Here is a 4,686-nt window from a genome sequence, read left to right as displayed (position 1 = left end):
TATGCAGATCCAAGTCAGCGGCAAGCAAGTGGATGTCGGCGAAGCGCTAAGCTCGCGCATCTCCCAGGAACTCGAAGAGGGAGTCGGCAAGTATTTCGCCCGTGGCGGCGAAAACGCCGAGGTCGTGGTGTCCAAGGACCGCCACGGCTTCCGCGTCGATTGCTGGGTCCGCCTGGCCTCGGGCCAGAGCCTGGTGACGACCGGATTCGGCGGCGACGCGCAAGGCGCCTTCTCGGACAGCCTGGACAAGCTGGAAAAACGCGTCCGTCGCTACAAGCGCCGCCTGAAGGACCACCACATCGGTCCCAAGGGCCTGTCGCCCGAGAAGACGGAGGACGCGGCCCGCGAGGTCGCCTCCCTGACCATCTTCCGTAATCCGGACACGGTCGAGGACGAGGCCTTCGGCGACGCCGGAGCCCCGAACGAGCCGCCGCCGGTCGGCATGGTCATCGCCGAAACCGAGGCCGAGATCCGCACCATCACCGTGGGCCGGGCCGTGCTGGAGCTGGATATGACGGGCTATCCCCTGGTCATGTTCCGCAACGCCGCGCACGGCGGTCTGTCGGTCGTCTATCGCCGCCCTGACGGCAATGTCGGCTGGGTGGATCCGGAGCGGACCCTGAAGACGGCGAAGAACGGGAACAGCTCAGGCGGCTGAGGCTTTCATGCGGAGGGCGAAGGCGCTAGAAGACGCCTCGCCCTTCCGCCAATGTCGGGTTCGAGTTTCGGGGTCATTATGGACATCGCTGATTTGCTGTCGTCGGACGGGATCGTCCTGCGCGGCGGCGCGTCATCCAAACGCCAAGCCTTGCACGCCGTCGCCGAAGCCGCCGCGGTCGCGCTGGGTCTCGACGAAGGGCGCGCGCTGGAAGCCCTGCTGGAACGCGAGGCCCTGGGCTCGACCGGCCTGGGCTCCGGCGTCGCCGTGCCGCACGCGCGAATCAAGGGCCTGGACCGCGTCTGCGCCGTCTTCGTGCGGCTGGACACGCCCGTGGCCTATGAATCAGTGGACGACCGTCCGGTCGATCTTCTGTTCGCCCTGTTCGCCCCGCTGAACGCCGGCGCCGAGCACCTGCGGGCCCTGGCCGCGGTGTCGCGCGCCATGCGTTCGCCGGAACTGCGCGAGCAACTGCGCCAGGCCCGCACCGTCGACGCCGTCCGCGCCCTGTTCGTCAAGGACGTGCCGGCCACCGCCGCCTGAAGCCGCGGGCCGGCAAGCCTTGCACAGAAATGCGCTCTCAAGCAGGCCGAAAGGCCGGTAGCGCGCCCAGAATGCGCTCAAGCAGGCCGCGAAGCCGGTAGCGCCCTAAGAAGTCAATGAACCGAGACGGGCTCGAGTTCGTGCGCCGCCGCCGCCGCGAAGGCGCTCTCTCGGTCCAGCATGACCGCCAGACGTTCGCCGTCGGCGCCGTGGACGGCGTAGAGAATCTGTTCCGGATCAATCTCGACGCCCGGCGCGTCGATGTGGGCGTCTTCCATTACGTCCGAAGCGCGGATCGCGCGCACATAGACCAGGTCAGGGGCGCCCAGGCCCGCAAAGTCCTTGTTGTTCATAACAGGCGTCATAGGACCGCCTCCTTACGCTTGACTGAACGCCCGGAAAGCCGGGCGGTTCGACGGCTGAAATCAGCCCGTCGTGATGGGAATGCGTCGAATCTGCCGGTCCTGCTCGGGACGGATCAGATCGACATGCAGCAGACCGTGTTCCAGCCGCGCCTCGGCCACCTCCAGCCCGTCAGCCAGGACGAAGCTGCGCACGAAGCCGCGCGCGGCGATGCCGCGGTGCAGGAAGGCCTGCTCGCCCTTGCCCGTATCGTCGCGCTTGCCGGCGATGATCAGTTGCCGCCCTTCCAGGGTGATGGCCAGTTCCTCGGGCGCGAATCCGGCCACGGCCAGGCTGATGCGCACCGCCGCCTCGCCAATCTGTTCGACGTTATAGGGCGGATAGCTCTCGGCCGCCGCCTTGGCGGCGCGGTCGATCAGGGCGCGGGTATGATCAAACCCCAGCAGGAAAGGGCTGTCGAACAGAATGGTGCGCGTCGTCATGAGGCCCTCGCAGAAAGCGACCCGACCATCCGCGCCCTCCCTGAAGCGGCAAGGGCGCGCGGCCGTTTGCAACAAATGGTTATGCGCCGCCGCCCGGTCAACAGGACCGCTAGGCTTTGCGGCTGTTCACATGACATACAGGTGGGAACCTCCACTATAGACCCACGTTTCGCGGCCAGACCGCCAACTCAAGAGGACTTTTCATGCGCGCCAAGATCGCCGTCGCCAGCGTCAGTATCGCCGCCATGCTCGGCGCCGCCGCCTGCACCACGACCGACCCCTACAGCTCGACGCCGAACCGCAACAATACGGCGACCGGCGCCCTCGCCGGCGCCCTGGGCGGCGCCGTTCTGGGCTATCTGACCAACACCTCCAGCGGCGAGCAGGGCCGCAAGAACGCCCTGATCGGCGCCGGCATCGGCGCTCTGGCCGGCGCCGGCGTCGGCCAGTACATGGACCGCCAGCAGCGCGCCCTCGAGGCCGAGCTGTCGGGCACCGGCGTCGGCGTGGCGCGTCAGGGCGACAACCTGGTGCTGCGCATGCCGTCCGACGTGACCTTCGCCACCAATCAGTCGAACCTCGACAGCCGCTTCCTGCCCGTGCTCGACGACGTGGCGCGCGTGCTGCAGGAATACGACCGCTCGATGGTCGACGTCATCGGCCACACCGACTCGTCGGGCGGCGACGCCATCAACCAGCCCCTGTCCGAACGCCGCGCCTCGTCGGTCGCCTCCTACCTGATCGACCACGGCGTGATCCGCGAGCGCCTCTATGTGGCCGGCATGAGCGCACGCAATCCGATCGCGTCAAACGATACGGTCCAGGGCAAGGCGCAGAACCGCCGCGTCGAGATCCTGATCCGGCCGTTCAAGGGCTGATCTCGGTCCTGGTGCTGAAACGACGAAGGGCGGCGCTGAAGCGCCGCCCTTTTTCTTGTCTCCAGCCCTTAGCGGGCGCTCTCGGGCCGCCCGATGGAGGTGTAGCGGAAACCCCGCGCCTTCATGTCCTCGGGGCGATAGACGTTGCGCAGGTCGACCATGACCGGCTGCTTCAGCAGCAGCTTGACCCGGTCCAGATCCAGGGCGCGGAACTGATCCCATTCGGTCAGGATGACCACCACGTCGGCGCCTTCGACCGCCTCGTAGGGACCGTCGCGGAACACCACGCCGTCCAGCAGCTTGGCGGCCTCATGCATGCCCTCGGGATCGAAGGCCTGGACCCTCGCCCCCTTGGCGATCAGGGCCGGGGCCACGTCCAGAGACGGGGCGTCGCGCATGTCGTCGGTGTTCGGCTTGAAGGTCAGGCCCAGCAGGGCGACCGTCTTGCCCTTCAGGTCGGCGCTCCCCAGGGCGGCGGCCACGCGGTCGGCCATGGCCTTCTTGCGCGCGTCATTCACCTCGACCGTCGTCTCGATCAGGCGCAGCGGCGACCCGGCGTCGGTCGCCGTCCGCACCAGGGCCAGGGTGTCCTTGGGGAAGCAGGAGCCGCCGTAGCCCGGTCCTGCGTGCAGGAATTTGGACCCGATGCGATTGTCCAGGCCGATGCCGCGGGCCACCTGCTGCACATCGGCGCCCAGGTTTTCGCACAGGTCGGCCATCTCGTTGATGAAGGTGATCTTCAGCGCCAGGAAGGCGTTGGCGGCGTATTTCGTCAGTTCCGATGTGCGGCGGCCGGTGAACAGGATCGGCGTCTCGTTGAGGTTCAGCGGGCGATACAGCTCGGCCATGACGGGGCGGGCGCGGTCGTCCTCGATGCCGACCACGACGCGGTCGGGGCGCTTGAAGTCGCCGATCGCGGCGCCTTCGCGCAGGAACTCGGGATTGGAGACCACGGCGAAGTCGGCGTCAGGGCGACGGGCCCGGATGATTCGCTCGATCTCGTCGCCGGTGCCGACCGGAACGGTCGACTTGGTGACGACGACCGTGAAGCCGTCGATCAGGTCGGCGATCTCTTCGGCCGCGGCGTAAACATAGGACAGGTCGGCGTGACCGTCGCCGCGACGTGAGGGCGTGCCCACGGCGATGAAGACGGCGTCAGCCGTGCGAATGGCTTCGGCGCCGTCCAGGGCGAAAGCCAGACGACCGTCGCGCACATTGGCGGCGACCAGATCTTCCAGCCCCGGCTCATAGATCGGCATCCGCCCCGCGTTCAACTGGTCGATCTTGGCCGCGTCCTTGTCGACGCAGGTCACGACGTGACCGAAGTCCGCGAAACAGGCGCCGGACACCAGTCCGACATAGCCAGTGCCGATCATTGCGACGCGCATGCGGTCATCCTTTTGATGCAGTCAGGCCGAGATAACCTTCAAGCATGACGTTTGCCAGTCAACGGCATAGGCCGCGGGCAAAGAAAAAGGGCGGCCGATCCGAATGGATCGACCGCCCCTGATCTTATCGACCTTCAAGATCATCGGGGCCGGCGTGAACCGGCCCCTCCGAACCTTAGAAGTTGATGTCGATGGTGGCGCGACGGTTGAGCGGCTCGCGCACGCCGTCAGCGGTGGCCTTGGCGAGGTTGGTCTCACCCTTGCCGTCGAGGGCGATGACGCCGCCGTTGACGCCTTGGGCGACCAGGGCGTCGGCGACGGTGCGCGAACGACGGTTCGACAGGCCGAGGTTATAGGCGGCCGAGCCCGAGGTG

General features: G+C 67.3%; 7 protein-coding genes. 3 read left to right on the top strand and 4 right to left on the bottom strand.

Annotation, left to right across the window (positions count from 1 at the left end; genetic code table 11):
• Both hpf and VGE49_RS08240 read left to right on the top strand, forming a co-directional pair.
• Window positions 1-658 (top strand): ribosome hibernation-promoting factor, HPF/YfiA family (hpf, locus tag VGE49_RS08245; protein WP_331034079.1); only part of this gene is annotated, 658 nt, incomplete at its 5' end.
• 78 nt (window positions 659-736) lie between these two features.
• Window positions 737-1,201 (top strand): PTS sugar transporter subunit IIA, encoded by a 465-nt coding sequence (locus tag VGE49_RS08240; protein ID WP_331034078.1) that lies wholly within the window; start codon window positions 737-739, stop codon window positions 1,199-1,201.
• A 113-nt stretch (window positions 1,202-1,314) separates the two neighbouring features.
• On the opposite strand, the gene VGE49_RS08235 is transcribed toward VGE49_RS08240, so the two are convergent.
• Together VGE49_RS08235 and VGE49_RS08230 are read right to left on the bottom strand one after the other, a co-directional pair.
• Entirely contained in the window at window positions 1,315-1,566 is a 252-nt protein-coding gene (locus VGE49_RS08235) for a DUF1150 family protein (RefSeq protein WP_331034077.1), read from the bottom strand.
• Between the two features lie 60 nt (window positions 1,567-1,626).
• Window positions 1,627-2,046 (bottom strand): Hsp20 family protein, encoded by a 420-nt coding sequence (locus tag VGE49_RS08230; RefSeq protein ID WP_331034076.1) that lies wholly within the window; start codon window positions 2,044-2,046, stop codon window positions 1,627-1,629.
• A 203-nt stretch (window positions 2,047-2,249) separates the two neighbouring features.
• On the opposite strand from VGE49_RS08230, the gene VGE49_RS08225 reads away from it, so the two are divergent.
• The gene (locus VGE49_RS08225) at window positions 2,250-2,924 is read left to right on the top strand and encodes a YiaD family glycine zipper/OmpA-like lipoprotein (RefSeq protein WP_331034075.1); all 675 of its coding nucleotides are present in this window, start codon (window positions 2,250-2,252) and stop codon (window positions 2,922-2,924) included.
• A gap of 68 nt (window positions 2,925-2,992) precedes the next feature.
• Here the strand turns inward: VGE49_RS08225 and VGE49_RS08220 are convergent, their stop codons facing one another.
• Both VGE49_RS08220 and VGE49_RS08215 read right to left on the bottom strand, forming a co-directional pair.
• The gene (locus VGE49_RS08220) at window positions 2,993-4,312 is read right to left on the bottom strand and encodes a UDP-glucose dehydrogenase family protein (protein ID WP_331034074.1); all 1,320 of its coding nucleotides are present in this window, start codon (window positions 4,310-4,312) and stop codon (window positions 2,993-2,995) included.
• A gap of 175 nt (window positions 4,313-4,487) precedes the next feature.
• The coding region (locus tag VGE49_RS08215; RefSeq protein ID WP_331033904.1) for an OmpA family protein at window positions 4,488-4,686 on the bottom strand (199 nt) is incomplete at its 5' end.

This window comes from Brevundimonas sp. (assembly GCF_036405315.1).
GTDB lineage: Bacteria > Pseudomonadota > Alphaproteobacteria > Caulobacterales > Caulobacteraceae > Brevundimonas.
The sequence above is the reverse complement of the archived record's forward strand: the minus strand, read 5'-3'. Positions and strand labels throughout refer to the sequence as shown.